Below are 18470 nucleotides of genomic sequence, written 5' to 3'. Positions count from 1 at the left end.
TAATAAACATGGCTGACTGATGAGTACAAAAAGACAACAACTGATCGATTGCGCAATGGGACTGTTCTATCAACATGGCATTCATGCCATTGGCATTAACGAAGTATTAAAGTCATCTGGTATTGCTAAAAAAACCCTGTACAACCATTTTGAGAGTAAAGAGGCGCTGGTGCTTGCAACACTTGAGCAGCGCCATCACCTATTTATATCTTGGTTATCTCGTTGCCTCGAAAATGCTCAAACGAATGAACAGCTCACAGAGCAGCTATTTTCAGCACTAGATCAGTGGATTAGTAATAAAGTGGAGGTGCTAGGCGATTTCCGTGGTTGTTACTTTATCAACACGGCGGCAGAATTTGGTGAGCTCACCAGTCCAATTAATCAACTATGCCAGAGGCACAAACTTGCGGTAAAAGCGTTACTTAAACAATCGCTCAACGACGCTGATGATGCCGCTGTCGAGCGCCTGTTTCTATTGAGCGAAGGGATTATTTCAACGGCCTATACCTGTCACGATACGGGCGTGGCCAAGCGGGCACTCAAGAATTAAGATATTTTTCCACCTCTGTAAAGCAAGATGCAAACTTGCTTGGCACAAACTCGATAATGTCATACCGAGCCACTTCGGCGACATAAAAGGGATCTTGACGAACAATGTCAAGTAGCTCAACTTCACTACTCGCCTTTACCAAAATAACCCCACCAGTTCGTGGGATTTTTCTGCCAGAAGCGATAAAAGTACCATTGGCATAAAAACGTTCTAAAAACGCAATGTGAGGGGCAAGCAGCGGCTCTACCTGTTCAATTTCGGTAACATAAGTAAGATTAACAATAAATATTGAAGCTGACATTAAGCTATTTTCCTGTGTGATTATGGTTCTGATTTGGGTGCTTTTTTACGTTGTTCTTGTTTGGCTTTCGCGACATTTTTAAAAACGGGTGGTGGAATAGGAAAAAGAGGAATGAGCGGCATTAAAGCCAAAAATAGATAGGCGCCTTTTGGCATTTTTTTGGCCCATAGCACGACCTTAAAAAGTAAAAAGGACGCGATAAAAATCGCCGCAAATAACAACAATACTTCTGCTATCCCTATATCCATTATTATGCCCTCACCTATTTAGTAAGGTGGATATGGAGATAAAATGGGTAAAAAGCAAGCGACATAAAATAATACCAACTTGCTTAATTAAGTGGTCTATTTTGAGGCGAGAAAATCTTGTCGATAACTAGGCAAAAATTTTGCTATTTAGTTGTTCTAAATGAGGAATTTTTAACGCTGTTAGCGTCAGATTTACTCCTTCAAATTGAGCAAGTATTAAGTCAAATTGGTATAAACTAAGATAAGAACGAAAAAAGGCCCTGTGGGCCTTTGGATTTTAGTTACTTTGGGATAATCTGCGATCAGTACAGCATCGCAGAAACTGTGCTGTGATTATCAATCGCCATCGCGATACTTAGGACTGTGATATTGACTATTGAGAATGCAAATACTTGCCTCGCCCAACCATGTAAATCTAAGTCTCTTTGGTATCCTTTTAGCGCCATAAATAACCACCAAAAACTGGTTGTACAGGCCACCGCCATAAATGCTATGCCGGTATAGCCGCTAAGCGGCAGTAACATCACCACGAGTGCATAAATGGCAATATACAAAACAATATGATGCTTAGCCTTTTCAACACCTTGCGCAACTGGCAACACTGGAATATTCGCGACCCGGTAATCTTCAAAACGGAAAATCGCAATGGCGTAAGAATGTGGCATTTGCCAAAGACAAAACATCAATAATAAAATGGCAGCGCCAGAGTCAAACACCCCGCTTACCGCGCAGTAACCAACCACAGGAGGCACTGCCCCTGACAGGCTACCAACCACCGTGCCATACACTGAGTTTCGTTTCATGTATAAGCTGTAAACACCGACATAAATAAAAAAACCAAATGCGGCAAAACTCAGCGCAATCCAATTGGTGAAATAGGCTAAGAGCCCAAAGCCAGATAATCCGAGTACCAGACTATGTGACAGTGCAGCAACTGAGGAAATTTCCCCAGTTACTGTCACGCGAGTTTTAGTGCGAGCCATTGCCGCATCGATATCCCTGTCGATGACATTGTTAACTACACAACCTGACGCAACGACCAAAGATAGCCCTAGTAGAGTCAAGGCAAATAGCAGCCAATCAACTTCACCTCGAGAGGCCAATAAAAAGCCTCCTGCGACTGAAATCAAGTTTCCCATAATGATCCCAGGTTTTGTCACCTGAAAATAACGACGCAGCATGACTACTCTCCTGTTAATACATCATCATGGCGTTCGATTCGTAGATGATCCAGACCGACAGCCCCACTACCATCACAATAATCAACGCACTAAAGATAAAGGAAAGCGTGCTTGCCTTGCCTTCTTCCGTAACAAAATTCAGGTGTAAAAAGTACTTTAGGTGCACCCAAATTTGCACTAACGCCGTTGTCACTAACGTCCAGAATGTCGTGCTAGATGACAAGCTGCCACTCATCACGGCAGCAAAAGGAATGGCTGTCAAAATGACGGATAACACAAAACCAATTAGATACGACTTCACACTACCGTGGCTGTCGTGTTCATGCTCATGAACATCCATCTGTGCTAACGCTTGAGATTCACTATGGCTCATTACATTGCCCCCATTAAATAAACAACGGTAAATACACAGATCCACACGATATCTAAAAAGTGCCAGAACAAGCTTAAGCAGCTCAAACGCGTTACCGTTTGTGGCTTAAGACCACGACGTGTCACTTCAATCATCATCACTGTCATCCAAATCAAGCCTGCCGTCACGTGCATGCCGTGCAGACCCACCAATGAGAAGAAAGAAGTCAGAAAAGCACTATGCTGCGGTCCATGACCATGTACTATTAAGTGATGGAATTCATACACTTCCATACCAATAAACACCGCACCAAAAGCAAATGTCACCGCAAGCCAAGATAAGGTTTGCGACTTTTTCTGTTTGTTTGCCGCTATCATGGCAAACCCAAAGGTAATACTACTTAACAGTAGGGCCGCGGTTTCAACCGCAACAAAGCCCAGCTCGAATATGTCTTTGCCAGACACGCCACCTGCCGTGTTCATGTACAACACAGCATAAGTGGCAAAGAAAGAAGCAAACAACAAACAGTCCGTCATCAGATATAGCCAAAAACCGAATACGGTATTTGAACCTGTGTCATGCTCTGCATGCTCGTGAGCATCTTCTAATGCATGCAGCGTAGCGGGAGTAATTGCACTCATGAATTAACCCTCCTGTAATGCGCGAGAAAGGTGGGCAGACTCAATCTGCTCAATCTCGTCAACCTGAACATAATAATCAACGTCTCGGGTGTAACAACGCTTAATAAATACCGCGATAGCACTGACAAAACCCACCGCTGCTAACCACCAAATATGCCAAATCATGGCAAAGCAAAACACGGTCAATGACGCGCTGATAAGCACTCCAGCCGGGGTATTTTTTGGCATGTGAATAGGCTGATACTGTGCAGGCTTTTGATATGCCTGTCCCTGCTCTTTCATTTCTGTCCAAGCGTCAATATCGTCAACCACAGGGGTTTTCGCGAAGTTGTAGTACTGCGGTGGAGAGTCCGTTGACCATTCTAACGTATGCCCATTCCACGGATCGCCTGTGGTATCTTGCAATTGCTCGCGGTTTTTGTAACTCACCACTAGCTGTACCACTTGGAAGATGATCCCAAACATAATGATAAAGGCACCAATACACGCGATGTATAGCCAAATGTTCCACTCTGGCGTGTTGGTATGATTTAGGCGACGTGTCATGCCTAAGAAGCCAAGCACATAAAGCGGCATAAAGGCCACAAAAAAACCAACTAGCCAGCACCAGAACGAGGCTTTACCCCAACGCTCATCAAGCTTGTAACCCATTACTTTAGGGAACCAGTAAGCAAAACCCGCTAGATAACCAAACACTGCGCCACCGATAATGGTGTTATGAAAGTGTGCGATCAGAAAAAGACTGTTGTGCAGCACATAGTCCGCGCCAGGAATTGCAAGCAATACGCCGGTCATCCCACCAACGGTAAAGGTCACCATAAACCCTAATGTCCAAAGGACCGGCACCGTGATCCGCAAACGACCGCGATACATGGTAAATAACCAGTTGAAGAGTTTTACTCCCGTCGGCACCGCAATGACCATCGTCATGACCCCAAAGAAAGCATTAACATTGGCGCTTGAACCCATAGTAAAGAAGTGATGTAGCCAAACAATAAAGCCCAAAATAGAAATCGCACCGCTGGCGTACACCATCGACTTATAGCCAAACAGGCGTTTGCCTGTAAAGGTTGAAATAATTTCTGAGAAAATCCCAAACGCAGGCAAGATCAAAATATAAACTTCAGGGTGACCCCATGCCCAGAACAGATTGATATACATCATGGCATTACCACCGGCTTCATTGGTGAAGAAGTGGAAGTCCATATAACGGTCAAGCGTTAGCATCGCTAGCACCGCAGTAAGAATCGGGAAAGACGCCGCAACTAGGATATTTGCCCAAGTACAAGTCCAAGTAAAAATAGGCATTTTCATTAGCGTCATGCCAGGTGCACGCATCTTAAATACGGTTACCAAGAAATTCACGGCGGTGAGCAATGTCCCAAGTCCGGATATTTGCAGCGCCCAAATATAGTAATCAACCCCGACACCTGGACTAAACGACAACTCAGACAATGGCGGGTACGCCACCCAACCAGTTTTTGCAAACTCACCAAATGCCAAGGATAAATTGATCAGAATTGCCCCGCCCGCCGTCAGCCAAAAACTGAGGTTATTCAAAAACGGAAAAGCAACATCTCTAGCACCAATTTGCAGTGGCAAGATGATATTCATCAAACCAATCATAAATGGCATCGCCATAAAGATGATCATGATCACCCCATGTGCGGTGAAGATCTGGTCATAGTGCTCAGGAGGTAAGTAACCAGCAGCGCCGCTTGTAGCCATCGCCAACTGTGTACGCATCATGACGGCGTCGGCAAAACCACGCATTAACATAATTAATGCCAAGATAATGTACATCACGCCTAGGCGTTTATGATCGATTGAAGTGATCCAATCGTGCCACAGCACGCCCCATTTTTTGTGTTTTGTGACCATTGCCGCCACAATTAGACCGACAATCGCCACTACAGCTAACGTCACCATAATGATGGGTTCGTGATAGGGGATTGCCTCGATGGATAATTTACCAAACAACGACATAATTACTCCTCAGCTTTGCCGTGATGTTGATGCGCTGCATGCTCTGGTTTGGCGTAATAACTCATTTCGCCATGGCCCTGCATGTACTTCATAACTATGGTGTGGAATAAGCCCTGCTCTACCGAGCCAAAATATTCAACGGGGTGATATTCCGAAGGCTCAGCCAGCTTCGCATAACGACCAGCGGTTAAGGCTTCACCGTTAGCTCTAATGTCGGCAACCCAGTTATCAAAATCCGCTTTGTCTTTGGTCGCAATGGCATCGAACTTCATTCCCGTAAAGCCTGCTCCGCTGTAATTGGCAGAAAAGCCTTTGAACGTCCCCGGTTCGTTAGCAATCAGGTGAAGCTGCGTTTCCATTCCAGCCATCGAGTAGATTTGGCTACCAAGCTGAGGAATGAAAAAAGAGTTCATGGTGCTTTCAGAAGTGATTTTGTACTCCACCGGTACATTCGCTGGAAACACCAGCTCATTCACGGTGGCAATACCTTGTTCTGGATAGATAAATAACCACTTCCAGTTGAGCGATACCACCTGAATGGTAAGGTGTTCTCCTTTGCCTTCCAACGGCTTGTACGGATCAAGTGATTGTGTAGAGCGCCAAGTGATCACCCCAAGTACAATAATAATCACAATCGGAATGGTCCAAACCACGGCTTCTATTTTGTTAGAGTGAGCCCATTTAGGTGCATAGATCTCGTGGTCACGACCGTCTCGGTACTTCCACGCAAAATATAAGGTAAGAATAATAACTGGTACTACAACGAGTAACATCAGTACAGTGGCAATGATGATCAAGGACTTCTCATCCATGCCAATTTGCCCCTTGGGATCTAAAATGCCACCACTACAGCCGGTGAGCATAAGCCCCAATGAAGCGAACGCATAATTCACAACACTACGTTTATTCAATTGATTACCCTTCAACGATAAGCTGCGGCTTATTTATCAAGCGCGCTGAGTATCTATTTGTGCAAGCTATGCTGCACAAGTTCGAATTGCACTGTATCCATCAGGGAAAATGCATTAGTGAAGGGAAACGCTCCTTTGATACCAGTCACTAACCATTTACCAAATAATCGATACAGTAAACGGACAATCACATTTACCAAGCTTACAATTTGCCCTAAAAGGACTGTAAGTAGCCGATTAATGTAATTGAAACTGAATTGCTGACTGCTGATCCAAATCGCGTAAATCAAACGCACTGGACTCAAATATTGCGATTACGCAAACAGACAGCTGTACCCAAAAGGAGGAGCACGACAACCATGTGCGCTAGGCACCGGTTGAGGTTGAATAGCCTCAGTAGAGGCGAATGCCGTTTTACGCAGGACAACGCCCGCGCGTGTAGGCAAAATAGTATGGAAAACTAACCAATAAAGACCTATCAATAATTGTAATGACAAGATAGGCTGAGCCCAAAACTCTCCAAGCATCACCAAAACAGAGTCAGGTAGTGAATTATCTGCAAAAAGTGCTTCTAATTCAGCTACATCACCTAGCATGCCAGTGAATAATAATGCCGTGTTAAACATCATCAATGCGCTTAGCACACTGAAAATACGACCGAATAACTGCGCACGCGTGACCGTACAACCTTTATAGGTTGTGTCGTCAGTAGTAGCAGTATGTCGAACATAGCTTAACAGTGGCACAGATTATCCTGATGTTTTTATCTTGATAGAATTAATTAGTTCAGAACTTTCAGTCTAAACTGAAAATTCGCAGCGAGTATAACAAAGTCGTTATTCGATTCAAGCGATATCTGCAATGATCTATATCAAATTTTCTTGATCTATCCCTAACCTCCATTCTTCCCTAAGACAAAACCCTTACACTTACTTATTAACAATAGTTCTCATTCACAATCATTTACAAAACGTGAATATTAACATTTCTATTAACTATCAATCAGATAGCCGTCTGCACAGCTTAACACCTTATTCATCTCTTGTTCATGCTATTTATTTTTGGTTCGTTCTAAGTATGATCCCCGCCAATTGACATCGCTGTCATTTTAACTAATTCTTTGTTACTAGAGGAACTCATGAAGCAGCTGAATAAACTCCTAGGTTTGATGAAAGTGCCCAATAAACTCAGACTCAGTCTGCTTTTGTCTGTCGTGATCATTGCCCTTGTGCAGCTCTCATCAGCGCTCGTTTTACGAGACAGCTTAACGTACGAAAGGCGCATTAATGCAAAAAATCTAATGGAAACCACAGTTGCACAACTTAATATGGTTGCCACCGAGACCTCGCTCACTCCACAACAAAGACAAGAAAAAATAAAAAAGCTCATTGATGCTGCACGCTATGGTGATGCAGGCTACTTCTTCTTATTTGACTTAAACGGGAATATGGTAACGCATCCCATTAAGCCACTACTCAACGGCACCTCAATGACTCACCATCATGAACGCTTTATTCGCGAGGCATTCAGCCAGTTCGTCGTCATTGCCAATCAAAATCAACAGGGCTTTGCCCAATATCAATGGCCAAAACCGGGGACAAAGGAGCTTGAGAGCAAGCTCTCTTATATTGTTAACTTAGGGCACTATAACTGGGCAATTGGGACAGGCATTTACCTGCAAGACGTTGAAGAACAGTTTTATGACCGACTCATGTTGATGACTGCTGAAACGCTCGGCTATGCGATCTTACTTATTTTCCTCTCGAGCTTGATCAGCAAAAATATTACCAAGCCACTGGATAAGCTCACCCGCACTATGGGACTCATTTCAGCGCAAAAAGACCTCACCATTGCACTGAAAAGCCACGGTAAAGACGAGCTTGCCCAAATGGCTATCGCATTTAATAAAATGAACTCGCATTTTCGTGATGTACTGCATGATATCAACGAAAACACCCATTCTTTGGCTTCCCAAGCAGAGGAGTTATCCTGTATTACCGAGCAGATCCAAGCTGGTATTGGACAACAAAACAGTGAAACAGAATCAGTGCAAAACCGCATGCAATCGCTTAATCAAGTGGCACAAGCTGTCAATAATGAGTCAAAGCGTGCGCTTGATAAAGTGACAGAGACAACCACACTGACGACCCAAGGGCTGACGCATGTAGACGAAAATGTAGCAGTCATAGCGCATGCCTCTCGTAGCGTCGACTCAGCGCAACAAGCTGTGCTCGAACTACAACGCTCATCAACCGAGATTGGTGCAGTGCTTGATGTCATTAAAAAAGTGGCAGATCAAACTAACTTATTAGCATTGAATGCGGCCATCGAGGCTGCCAGAGCAGGAGAACAAGGTCGCGGTTTTGCCGTGGTGGCCGATGAGGTAAGAACACTAGCTCAGCGTACGCAACAATCTACCGATGACATTCAAGCGATCATTGATAAACTGCACAATGGCGTCGCCACAACCGTTGAAGAAATGGAGAGTTGCCGCGCAGCATCCGAGCAAAGCCTCAAAGTGAGCCAAGAATGTAAGCATGCACTGGAGCAAATCAACCTCTCCATCGCAACTGTGCATGATATTAACGTTAATATCGCCACCTGGAGTGAAAAGCAATCCGAAGATCTTAATGAGATGACTGACAACATCAGTGGTATCGCAACAGTGGCAAACCAAACCGCTCTTGGCGCTGAACACACCAAAGCGTCGAGTCAGCAATTAAGCGAAATGTCACAACGACTCTCACAAATGGTAAATGAATTTAAGGTGTGACCTTGCACCTATTCGCACAGGCGGAAGTGCGTACTTCCGCTGAGAGATGTTGGGTAGCAAATGGATTTAGCGCGCCAGTCACAACCTGCTCGGCGGGTAAACCACCGTTATATCAGACTGGTTTTACTCCAGAGTAGGAGCTGCTTTACGCAGCGATCTTTAAAAGCCATCGTCACACAACCCCACCCAACAAAATCCACAGCGATTAATCAGCATAAGGATAATGGACGTGACGCTGCTCTTGTAATTTCATACCCAAATATTCAAAGGTCCCCACCAGCATCTCAGTAAATGGTGCCGGTGCTTTTTCTTGGCATGAGGTCGACAAGATAGAAAACTGCTTTTCACGTAGTGTTCTAAGCTCAGGCTTTAACGCTTCGATGTCCATAAAGTCGGTTATTCTGTCGATAAATGCCTTCATTCTTGGTGTCACTGCATACCAATAAACGGGGGATGCAAAAATGATGTGCTCAAAACCAAGTACCCATCTAAAAAGGTTAACAAAGTCATCATCACTGTGAGAGTGTTTGTAGCAATACTCACCAATTTTATAACGGTCTAAATAGATGAGCTCAGCTCTTTTTTCTTCTGCTAGTGCCTTTGCAGATTGGTAGGTATTTCCATTGGGGTTTGAGCTTGAGTAAATAACGACTGTTTTCATAATCTTCAATTCCAGTTGCACTAATAATAAATTGGGTGCTACCTTAAAACCTCACCTTAAGTTAAGGTAAAGTACTAATTTATGAAAACTGAAAAATTATTAAGAGACGAGCCAAACCTCAGCGTCGGTAAGGTTGCCCAAAGAGCTGACGTTGCGGTGTCTGCACTGCATTTCTATGAGAACAAAGGGCTTATTCGCAGTTGGCGTAATAACGGTAATCAGCGCCGTTATAAAAAGGATGTGTTGCGCCGAATTGCCATTATTAAAGCTGGTCAAAAAATGGGGATAACCCTAGGGGAGATAAAAGAAACCCTTGATACCCTACCCGATTCAAGAACACCAACCAAAGCGGACTGGGCCAAACTTTCTACAGCCTGGCAAGCAAAGCTGGACGAAAAAATCGCTTACATGCAGCGCTTAAGAGACTATGTCGATGGTTGCATTGGCTGTGGCTGTTTGTCGATGAAATCATGCCCTATCTACAACCCCGATGACATCGTTGCCAAAGAGGCTAACGGTGCAGTGTGGTTGGATGAGCCAGACAAAGCAAATAAAGCAAAATCTTGTTATGATAGCGAAAACCATTAAATAGGACACAATAATGAAAAAGACTGCCTTGTGCATGGCGCTAGCCATGGCAATGGGCCTAACTGGCTGCTCACTTTCTCCTTCGTCTGTCGAGACGACGCCTTCAGCTTCACAGCAAACAGTAGCAACAAATGCACAATTCGCTGACTTTTCTCAGCAATTTATCAATGACTTATGGAAACAGTACCCAGAAGCGTCGCTCTGGGCAGGCTTTGGCAAGTACGACGATATTATCACGGTACCAACCCAAGCGACTCGTGATGCAAGTGTTGCCTTCTCTCAGGCGCAACTGGCTAAGTTACAACAGTTCGACCTTGCTAACTTAAGCAATAGTCAAAAAATCGATTATCACTTGATTGAAAATCGCCTAAAACGCGATATCTGGCATATTGAAACCTTTAAAAGCTGGCAGTGGAATCCGTCAAACTACAATGTTTCTTATGGCTTTGCGACGATACTCAACAGCCGCTTTAAAACGGATGACGAAAAGCTCAAGCTCGTTTTAGCACGTCTTCAATATGTGCCAGCGTATTATGAAGCAGCACAAAACAATATTAACAATCCAACGCTTGAATATACTCAGCTTGCGATTGCACAAAACCAAGGCGCATTTAGTGTATTAAACGACGAGTTGCTTGATAAACTCGCGACTTCATTATTAACAGCCGAGGAAAAAGCCCTATTCAAGCAGCGCTTCGCTGCCGCGAAATCTGCCATCAATGGATATGTATCTTACCTTAGCAACCTTGAAAAAGAGTTAAGCGAAAACGGTAATGCGCGCTCATTTAGAATTGGTGAGAAGCTGTACGAAGAAAAATTTGCCTTTGATATTCAGTCTGGCTACACCGCCAAGCAAATGTATGAAAAGGCAATGGCCGACAAAGCCCGTGTTACTAATGAAATGGTTAAGATTGTTGATCAACTCTGGCCAAAGTATTTTGCTGACAAGCCACGCCCAAAATCTGACATTGATGCGATTGCCACGCTTATCAAGCATCTTTCGGTCAAACACGTAAAGCGTGAAAACTTTGTGAGCGAAATCAAGGCGCAAATTCCAGAGCTTGAAAAATTTGTGATGGAAAAGGATCTCATCACGCTAGACCCTGAAAAGCCGCTAGTTGTTCGCGAAACGCCTGAATATATGCGCGGCTTTGCTGGCGCTTCAATCAGTGCTCCGGGCCCATACGACAAAAAGGAGAACACCTATTATAACGTGTCTCCGCTGGACTCAATGAGCGACGAGCAAGCTGAATCGTATCTACGTGAATACAACCATTGGATCCTGCAGATCCTAAATATTCATGAAGCCGTGCCAGGCCATTACACTCAGTTGGTTTACTCTAACGAATCTCCGTCTTTGGTGAAGAGTATCTTAAGCAATGGCGCGATGATTGAAGGGTGGGCAGTATACACTGAGCGCATGATGCTAGAAGAAGGCTATGGTAACTTTGAGCCTGAAATGTGGTTAATGTACTACAAGTGGAATCTACGTGTGATCTGTAACACCATCCTAGATTACGGTATCCAAGTAAAAGGAATAAGCAAAGAAGAAGGCTTAGATCTGCTGATGAATGGAGCTTTCCAAGAGCGTGCAGAAGCCGAAGGTAAATGGCGCCGTGCAACCTTGAGCCAAGTACAATTAACCAGCTATTACTCTGGTTATCGCGAAATTTACGACTTCCGTGAAACGCAAAAACAAATGCTTGGAAAGGAATTTGACTTAAAAGCATTCCATGAAGAATTCTTAAGCTTTGGTAGTGCTCCGGTGAAGTATATCCGCCAGTTAATGGCGAAGTAACATAATAATGCCAGCCTAATGGCCGGCATTATTTTTTCGAAAAATTGATATCTCCCGTAGGTCGGCCTTTAGGCCGACTAACGTTTTAATCTAGAGGGTACCCTATAAACCTAAAGGCTACCCTTTAAACCTAAAGTCTACCCTTTAAACGTTGGGGGATTGTCGACCTAAAGGTCGACCTACTTTACTATCTTCATTTCATCTAGCAGGTTTTGCGCATTATCAACCTTGTCCATTACCCATAACATGTAACGCGAATCAACATGAATTGAGCGGTTTAGGTTTTTATCGTAATCCCAGTCACCAATAATGCTTTCATATACACCATCAAACAGTAAACCTACTAACTCCGCTTTCCCATTTAAGGTCGGCGAGCCAGAGTTTCCACCTGTGGTGTCCACGTTTGAAAGGAAATTCACCGGTACGGTATTCATGCCCCTGTATATTGACCATATACTTTTTCGCGGATCAATTGCTGCTGCTTTTTCGGCGCGTTAAATGGTTCAGCATCGGTATTTTTAGCCATCAGTCCTTCAAGTGAAGTAAATGGCGTTGCCACTAAGCCATCTTGCGGTGAATAGCCACCTACCGTACCGTAAGTGACGCGGAGTGTGCTGTTAGCATCTGCATAAACTGGCTTATTTTGCGACTTGTTGTAAGCAATAATAGCTTCCATTAAGGCAGGACGTGCAGATTGCTGCTTACCAGCCAATTCTTTTTCTTCATCTTCGATTTGCTTCATCACTGCAAAAATCGCTTTTGCATATTGAATGAATGGATCAGAGCTTTGATTTAACTGCTCAAGCTCTAAGTCTAACATCCAAAGACGGGCTTTTTCATCAGCAAGCTTAGAGTTAGCATACATCTCATCTAGCAGCGCTTGGTGTTTTGCTTTATTGAAGCCGCTTTCAAGTTGCAGCTGCTTATCGACTTCAGCTAAACGCGCTTCTTTTGGCAAGGCTGCATAAAGCTCCATGAAGTAAAGCATAATCGCTTTATCAACTGTTTCATCATAGCGGCGCGTCATACGCTGAAGCCCCGCTTTGATTTTTGGCATATCACGTTCTTGATAGCCACTCTCACGCTCAGCATCAGGCTTTTGTTTTTCAACCGCCAAGCGATAAAGCTTACGCGCAGTAGACATCATTTGTGAGCGATGGATATAGCCAACCATCATATCACGCTCATAATGAGTTTGAGATTGAGCAACCAACTCGCTCAATTCGTTTAGTACAGCACCATACTTTGCTTTACGGTCTGCATCAGCATTAATCCAAGTGCTAAGATCGCGCTCAAATTGCTGCTTGCGGCTATACATACTGCCTTTTTTGAAGCTCTCAATCATAGAGCCAAAGTTTTTGATGTAATTGTTGTAACCTGCGATGGTGCTTTCATAGGCGATACGAGCTTGTGAACCTTCCGGTGCGTTTTCTTCAATCAGTTCCACATACTTAGAGTTATGTTTGCGTACCATGGGGTAAACCGTGTTAAACACATAATCCACTTCAGAAGCAATACGATAGCGGTTGGTACGACCCGGATAACCCGCCACCATTACAAAGTCGCCCTCTTGCACGCCTTTTGCACTCACATTCAAAAACGACTCAGGGTTATAAGGTACGTTATCCTTAGAAAACTCAGCTGGCTTACCATCTTTACCCACATATGCACGGTAAAAAGCAAAGTCGCCAGTGTGACGAGGCCACATCCAGTTATCTATATCGCCGCCATATTTGCCCACGCCCATCGCTGGCGTGTATGCCAGACGGACGTCTTTTATCTCTAGCGATTTAATGAGGTAATATTCCAATCCACCATGAAAGGTGTAAACATTACAGCGATAGCTTTCATCTTGCTCACACTCGGCAACAAGTTGTTTGCGCTTACTGTCAATGGCATCAAAACGTGCTTTACCGGTCAGTGAGTCTGTCCCAACATTAACTTTATCCGTTACGTTCGACACTTCTTTTGTCACAAAAACGCGTGAGCCCGGTGCCGCTGGCAAGTCTTCACTTGGCTGTTTTGCTAAAAAGCCATTCTCAAGAATATTGTTATCTGTTGTTGAATTGTATTGAATAGAGCCGTATGCACAGTGATGATTTGTCACCACCAGACCTTTAGGAGAGACAAATGACGCCGTACAGCCACCTAAGCTAATCACCGCATTCATCGGGAACTCTGTGAGTTTAGAAATTGACTTAGCATCAATCTCTAGTCCTTTAGACTTTAAAATAGATTCAAGTTCAGGTAGTTGATGTGGTTGCCACATGCCTTCATCGGCAGCAACGTACTGAGAAAAGGCCAACACCATGGCCGCGGAGATAGCTTTAATACGCATATTCCAATCCTAAATGTTATATTATTTTAATTGCGGTCAGTAATGTGACCCAAGATAGCGCCAAATAGCAATTTATTTCGGTGGAATTCGATAAACCGATGTAAACAACCATGCAGAAAATACCAAGATAAAACGCCTAGTTTTCACTTTTTTAACGAAACATCTCATCGGTTAATTCAAAGGCCTCCCAAGTCGCCTGTGCTGAACCAATTTCTTCTAAAATGCGCCCTTTAACTCCTGCAAATGCTGAATTAGAAATCCACATTTTTACCTCACCTCCTTCACCAAACCCAAAAATGATGAATGGATTCACAGCATCATCAACACGTCCTGATGCAAATGTAACAGGAGTCAATTCGTCAATTATATGGTAGGCTTTCTTCCGCTGAACTTTGAATGAAGCTCTGTAGAGTTTTGCTTGCTTGTAGTCTCGCCATTCAACATCCACTTTATGTGGGATTTCAGCACCCCAAAACGATCCTTTTTTCTGAGCATTTCCCCAACAACAGCCTATCGCTCCTGCAGGTGGAGAAAATTTATCATCAAACACTATTTTGACCATCAAGTCACTATTTTCATAAGCTGAAATACCTATATCCAACTGTGCTAGCTCGGTATGTGAAGAGCAACTGCAAAGCAGTATTAATGCCAGTAAAACGGTAGAGAGCTTATTGAACATCCTTTTCTCCAATTCGAACATCCCAGTCTCATTCGTTTTAGATATTAACTTTGGATTGTGGGCACTTATCTAATTAAACATTTCATCGGTTAATTCAAAGGGTTCCCAAGTCGCTTGTGCCGAACCAATTTCTTCTAAAATTCGTCCTTCGACGCCATCAAACGGTGCATTAGAAATCCACATTTTTACTTCTCCCTTTTCACCAAACCCAAAGATGATATAAGGATTAACATCGGTCTCCGTTTTGCCTGTGTAATAAGTCACACTCGGTAAATTACCCGCGATTTCGTATGCCTTGTCTCGCTGTACTATAAACACAGCACGATAATGCCTACCTTGCTTATAATCCCACCATTCTGCTTGAACTTTATGTGGGATCTCAGCTCCCCAAAACACACCTTTCTTTTGAGCGTTCCCCCAGCAACAGCCTATAGCACCTGCGGGAGGGGAAAATCTATCGTCAAATATAAGCTTTACCATCAGGTCACTTTTTTCATAAGCGGAAATACCTATATGTAATTTTTCGAGCTCTGTGCGTGAAGAACAACTGCAAAGCAGTATTACTAGCAACAAAATGATGTAGAGTTTATTTGTCATCCTTTTCTCCAAGTCGAACATCCCTAGTCTTATTTGCTTTTGACTTTAACTTTGGATTGTGGGCGCTTATCTAATTAAACATCTCATCGGTTAATTCAAAATGTTCCCAAGTCGCTTGCGCCGAGCCAATTTCCTCTAAAATTCGTCCTTCGACGCCATCAAACGGTGCATTAGAAATCCACATTTTTACTTCACCCTTTTCACCAAAACCAAAGATAATATAGGGCTCAAGATCGGCTTCTGTTTCACCTGTGTAATGGGTAATGCTAGGTAAATTACCCGCGATTTTGTATGCCTTGTCACGCTGCACAGATAGCGTTGCACGATAGTGTTTTCCCTGCTTGTAGTCCCACCACTGCGCTTCTACTTTATGTGGAATCTCAGCTCCCCAAAACGTACTATTTGCATTAGCATTTCCCCAACAACAACCTATTGAGCCAGCTGGGGGTGAAAACCTATCATCAAATATCAGTTTCACCATCAAATCGCTTTTTTCATACGCAGATATAGCTATATTTAATTTTTCTAGCTCGGTATGTGAAGAGCAACTGCACAGCAGTATTACTGCCACTAAAACGGTATAGAGCCTATTAATCATCCTTTTCTCCAAATTGATTTATTTCCATTTTTATACGCTTTCCACACTCGCACCTGCGGTAGCGCTTTTGCATTATTGTAAAACATTTCCCTTTGTCCATTTTCAGTCACGTCCTTTGCTTTTGTTTCCTCACCGTGAGCCAGTTTATCCATAGTTCCCGTAAACCGAGAACTAATATGAATATAATGCTCATATAACTTCTGCCAAGCTTGGCTTGTTGGCCCAGCTTTAAGCGCTTTTGGCACCAAAGTTGCGACCTCGTTGCTAAGTTCATAGGGATAGATACTTTGAAGACGCGCCATTTCGTTTAGTGGAACGCCATGTTGCACCGCCTCGTTATACATTTGGTGCAGTCCAAAATGGGCAAGGGTATTATCTATTTTACGTCTCCAAACAGGTCGGTATGTGGTGTAAAAATCCCTGTCTCTTCCCGAGCGACTAGCACCGTATCCTAGTCTTTTAAAGCGATAGGCCATATCTACGTTAATACCTGGCCACTGATATTTATGTTCAATTGCTAACTTTGCCTGTTGTACTTTTGCTTCATGCTCTGGATTTCCGGGAATACCACGAATGCGCTTTAAAGGATATTCAATATCAATACTGATAGGGGCATACCCGCCCCCAATATCAGAATGAACGCCTGGCAGATAATCTTCTTTATGGTTAACAAACAAGCTACCATCTTTATTTTTTAACGAGCTTAGTGGGAACTTATCACGCCGCTCATCCCAAGCCGTTAAGTGATACACAGCCCCTGCGCTGGCCTGATTGAGATCGAGTCTAGCTGCCTTCTCTAACTCATCTCTAGCATACAGCTCACTATGATCATTATCTCCATCCCCCCCTATCGAAGCGACAGTATCGAAAATTCCAACAAAGCGAAATACCACCTCTTTATTCGCTAATTTAGTATCTTGCTTTTCTCTCATTTCATTGATCAGATTAACAAATGCTCTTGCTGCCGCTGCGCCACGGCTAAAACCAAAACAGTCGAGTAACACAGTGCTACATAACTCAATATATTTACCTTTTAAGAAAAAGCTAAATTTAACAAGAGTGTTTACCAATCTCTCATCAAAAGAGTAGGCAACGGCTAAATCAATTGTACTATTACCTTCTCCTGCCTTAGTGCCTACGCCTTCGACATAGTGTTTAAAATGAAATTTATCATCCATTTCATACAACTCATGAAGCTTAGCGATATTCGTCGGCTCTTTATCATCAAAGGGGTCCAAAATATCGTTGTACTTGTTGTTGCCTGTACCATCAAAGAAGATCCCGATACTCGGTGGCTCGCTAATAAAATATAGGTGTATATTACCCTCACCTGACACTCTGTGTTTAATCAGCTGCACTCCACCATCAGCGCCAATCTTAAGTGCTTTTACTTTTTCTATATCAAGTAGGTCTGCATATGGCACATTGTTAAAAAGCACCTGCTCCGGCACACCTAAGATTTTTGCTTTTAGGCTATAGCGACCATCTTCATTCAACTTGCCGAATATCAGAGACGTTTGTGTTGCCCCTTCAGAGGCTCTGGACAATGTGGGAGTATTAGCACCTTGGATCACAAAACTCACCGCCAACTCCCCTTCCAGCGACACCAATATGCGCTTTTCAGCCACTTCAGGTGATTTATCGACGTTAATCGAGGCCAATACCTGTTCAACCGGTGTTAACGGGTCTAATTGGCTTGCGCCAATGGGCTGATTAGGATCAACCCCACCACTGCTTGTAAAGGCATTGTTTCTAATCTCTGCTTTGAAATAAGACTTGCGTTTAACGATGATTAGCTGCTCTTTAGAACCGGCAGCACTGCCAGACCTTACACTTTGTAAGCCCTTTTTGGTCTTTATAAAAACACGAGTAAATTCGTCACGCTTAACATGGCGCCAATTATGTCTTTGTTGCAATACTATCCAATCACTGGCATGAGGCTTAAGTTGCGTTCTAATTTCTGACGGTAAATGAGCGGTTGCGGTATGGGGTGGTAAGACTTCCAGCTCATCGATTTGTTGGTCAATCAACCAATTATGTTTTTCTTCAACTATTTTCATCCTTGTTCACCAGAGTTAGTTTTTTATACCATCCTTTCGTATTAAAAAAGACTAACATTTAACCACCTAATTGGTAAATAAAATTTAATAAAATCGTAAATAAAACGTCTTATGGCGGTAAGTTTTCAACACCTAGGTCTTTGCTATATCAGCCGCAAAAGTAATGTGTGAGTTAGCCAAACTTTTTACATCATTTGTCACCCATAAA

17 protein-coding genes and 1 pseudogene are annotated in these 18470 nt (G+C 43.4%); 4 read left to right on the top strand and 14 right to left on the bottom strand.

The window, feature by feature from the left end:
* The first annotated feature begins 19 nt into the window (after positions 1-19).
* Entirely contained in the window at positions 20-550 is a 531-nt protein-coding gene (locus tag PPIS_RS03085; protein WP_010375488.1) for a TetR/AcrR family transcriptional regulator, read from the top strand.
* Here the strand turns inward: PPIS_RS03085 and PPIS_RS03080 are convergent.
* The 8 genes from PPIS_RS03080 to PPIS_RS03045 all read right to left on the bottom strand — a co-directional run bounded on the left by PPIS_RS03080 (position 540) and on the right by PPIS_RS03045 (position 6916).
* Positions 540-851 carry a YciI family protein gene (locus PPIS_RS03080; RefSeq protein WP_010375485.1) on the bottom strand — a complete coding sequence of 104 codons (312 nt, stop codon included), beginning with the start codon at positions 849-851 and terminating at the stop codon, positions 540-542. The two genes, PPIS_RS03085 and PPIS_RS03080, sit on opposite strands and share 11 nt — an antisense overlap.
* Before the next feature lie 20 nt (positions 852-871).
* Positions 872-1099, bottom strand: coding sequence for a hypothetical protein (locus PPIS_RS03075; protein WP_010375483.1), 228 nt, complete (start codon positions 1097-1099; stop codon positions 872-874).
* A 302-nt stretch (positions 1100-1401) separates the two neighbouring features.
* Positions 1402-2280 carry a heme o synthase gene (gene cyoE / locus PPIS_RS03070; protein WP_010375481.1) on the bottom strand — a complete coding sequence of 293 codons (879 nt, stop codon included), beginning with the start codon at positions 2278-2280 and terminating at the stop codon, positions 1402-1404.
* A gap of 13 nt (positions 2281-2293) precedes the next feature.
* A complete protein-coding gene (gene cyoD / locus PPIS_RS03065; RefSeq protein ID WP_017218861.1) occupies positions 2294-2653 on the bottom strand; it encodes a cytochrome o ubiquinol oxidase subunit IV in 360 nt (119 codons plus the stop codon).
* Positions 2653-3273 carry a cytochrome o ubiquinol oxidase subunit III gene (cyoC, locus tag PPIS_RS03060; protein WP_010375478.1) on the bottom strand — a complete coding sequence of 207 codons (621 nt, stop codon included), beginning with the start codon at positions 3271-3273 and terminating at the stop codon, positions 2653-2655. Before cyoC ends, cyoD begins: the two co-directional genes overlap by 1 nt.
* A gap of 3 nt (positions 3274-3276) precedes the next feature.
* A complete protein-coding gene (gene cyoB, locus PPIS_RS03055; protein ID WP_019647453.1) occupies positions 3277-5259 on the bottom strand; it encodes a cytochrome o ubiquinol oxidase subunit I in 1983 nt (660 codons plus the stop codon).
* Between the two features lie 2 nt (positions 5260-5261).
* Positions 5262-6170 carry a ubiquinol oxidase subunit II gene (cyoA, locus tag PPIS_RS03050; RefSeq protein ID WP_010375474.1) on the bottom strand — a complete coding sequence of 303 codons (909 nt, stop codon included), beginning with the start codon at positions 6168-6170 and terminating at the stop codon, positions 5262-5264.
* A gap of 314 nt (positions 6171-6484) precedes the next feature.
* Positions 6485-6916, bottom strand: coding sequence for a hypothetical protein (locus PPIS_RS03045; RefSeq protein WP_010375472.1), 432 nt, complete (start codon positions 6914-6916; stop codon positions 6485-6487).
* A 392-nt stretch (positions 6917-7308) separates the two neighbouring features.
* On the opposite strand from PPIS_RS03045, the gene PPIS_RS03040 reads away from it, so the two are divergent.
* On the top strand, positions 7309-8943 hold the full coding sequence (locus PPIS_RS03040; protein ID WP_010375470.1) for a methyl-accepting chemotaxis protein: 1635 nt from the start codon (positions 7309-7311) through the stop codon (positions 8941-8943).
* Between the two features lie 205 nt (positions 8944-9148).
* On the opposite strand, the gene PPIS_RS03035 is transcribed toward PPIS_RS03040, so the two are convergent.
* On the bottom strand, positions 9149-9604 hold the full coding sequence (locus PPIS_RS03035) for a flavodoxin family protein (RefSeq protein WP_010375468.1): 456 nt from the start codon (positions 9602-9604) through the stop codon (positions 9149-9151).
* 81 nt (positions 9605-9685) lie between these two features.
* Here PPIS_RS03035 and soxR point away from each other — a divergent pair, with 81 nt between their 5' ends.
* Together soxR and PPIS_RS03025 are read left to right on the top strand one after the other, a co-directional pair.
* Positions 9686-10192 carry a redox-sensitive transcriptional activator SoxR gene (soxR, locus tag PPIS_RS03030; RefSeq protein ID WP_010375466.1) on the top strand — a complete coding sequence of 169 codons (507 nt, stop codon included), beginning with the start codon at positions 9686-9688 and terminating at the stop codon, positions 10190-10192.
* A gap of 13 nt (positions 10193-10205) precedes the next feature.
* Positions 10206-11990, top strand: coding sequence for a DUF885 domain-containing protein (locus PPIS_RS03025; protein ID WP_010375464.1), 1785 nt, complete (start codon positions 10206-10208; stop codon positions 11988-11990).
* Between the two features lie 179 nt (positions 11991-12169).
* Here PPIS_RS03025 and PPIS_RS03020 read toward each other — a convergent pair.
* The 5 genes and pseudogenes from PPIS_RS03020 to PPIS_RS03000 form a co-directional block, all read right to left on the bottom strand.
* A pseudogene (locus PPIS_RS03020) lies at positions 12170-14328 on the bottom strand (S46 family peptidase).
* Positions 14329-14479: 151 nt separating this feature from the next.
* A complete protein-coding gene (locus PPIS_RS03015) occupies positions 14480-15007 on the bottom strand; it encodes a hypothetical protein (protein WP_010375462.1) in 528 nt (175 codons plus the stop codon).
* 69 nt (positions 15008-15076) lie between these two features.
* On the bottom strand, positions 15077-15604 hold the full coding sequence (locus PPIS_RS03010; protein ID WP_010375460.1) for a hypothetical protein: 528 nt from the start codon (positions 15602-15604) through the stop codon (positions 15077-15079).
* Between the two features lie 70 nt (positions 15605-15674).
* Positions 15675-16202, bottom strand: coding sequence for a hypothetical protein (locus tag PPIS_RS03005; protein WP_010375457.1), 528 nt, complete (start codon positions 16200-16202; stop codon positions 15675-15677).
* The gene (locus PPIS_RS03000) at positions 16199-18262 is read right to left on the bottom strand and encodes a T6SS phospholipase effector Tle1-like catalytic domain-containing protein (protein ID WP_010375455.1); all 2064 of its coding nucleotides are present in this window, start codon (positions 18260-18262) and stop codon (positions 16199-16201) included. The genes PPIS_RS03005 and PPIS_RS03000 overlap by 4 nt, the downstream gene beginning before the upstream one ends.
* Between the last annotated feature and the right edge of the window lie 208 nt (positions 18263-18470).

This window comes from Pseudoalteromonas piscicida (genome assembly GCF_000238315.3).
Lineage (GTDB): Bacteria > Pseudomonadota > Gammaproteobacteria > Enterobacterales > Alteromonadaceae > Pseudoalteromonas > Pseudoalteromonas piscicida.
Note: the sequence above shows the minus strand (reverse complement) of the source record. Positions and strands in the feature narration are given on the sequence as shown.